The organism is Vibrio sp. YT-19(2023), from assembly GCF_033337395.1.
In genome coordinates, this window is the sequence record NZ_JAWOQN010000309.1 from 1 (window position 1) to 838 (window position 838).

The 838-nt window shown below is 43.4% G+C and carries 2 protein-coding genes; both read right to left on the reverse strand.

The annotated features are described in order from the left end of the window. Positions 1-84: 84 nt before the first annotated feature. Entirely contained in the window at positions 85-582 is a 498-nt protein-coding gene (locus R7E78_RS25590) for a spore coat U domain-containing protein (protein WP_318058539.1), read from the reverse strand. Between the two features lie 39 nt (positions 583-621). Next, positions 622-838 (reverse strand): spore coat protein U domain-containing protein (locus tag R7E78_RS25595; RefSeq protein ID WP_318058538.1); only part of this gene is annotated, 217 nt, incomplete at its 5' end.

An 838-nucleotide genomic window follows, 5' to 3' on the forward strand; every position in this document is an offset into this window, starting at 1 on the left:
ATTGGAGATAAAAACAAAAATGAAGGTCGCTATTAATAATGATTTTTTGAGTATGAATTCCATTTCATCCCTCCGAAACATCACTTACCACTCCAAGGTCAGCGTAAGCGTATCCATATAAATTCCGGCTATTTCATTCCCATTTATTATTGCCTTTGCCCAGATAGGAAACTGAATATTATCTGGGTCTTGATTGGTATCGACGGAATATCGTGTATCGATATCAAGCACTTGTGTGTAATCCAGATCCTGAAACAAAAAGTAGTCTACCGTCGTGACCTCTTCGCTATGCTTTAACTTGCGCACGCCATCCGACGAATTCAGCCCACCGTTTAGAGAAACATTCATCGCAATACCCGGAGTACAACTTAATGTAAGTGATGAGCTGTATGTGACACTGCCTTGTACTTCCGCTGCATAAACAGAAGAATGTTCACCAAAATCCAACGTTCCTATTTGTCCGGCTTGCGTTGCGCTCTCTTCTTGTACTGCGCCATTAATCAAACAACCTGCGTCTACTGTTGCTGATACTTGAAAGGTTTCTGTCACATCAGCCAGCACAGTTGAAGAACACCAACTCATCACGACAAGTGAAAAGCCTCTAACAACCAGCGTCACGGTTTACCAGCTTAATGTCACACTGATTGTATCTGAGTACGATCCCGCAGTGCTGCTCGTACCGTAAGCTTTCGCAAAAAGCTCAATGGTCTGAGCCGTTGCGGTCGTAAACTCAGTAAGCGCCACCGTTCCATTTTGCACGATTTGGGTATTTCTGTCTGAATCGGTAAACAACTTATATTCGATATACTCGGAACCATTCGACATCGCGTAGGAGCCA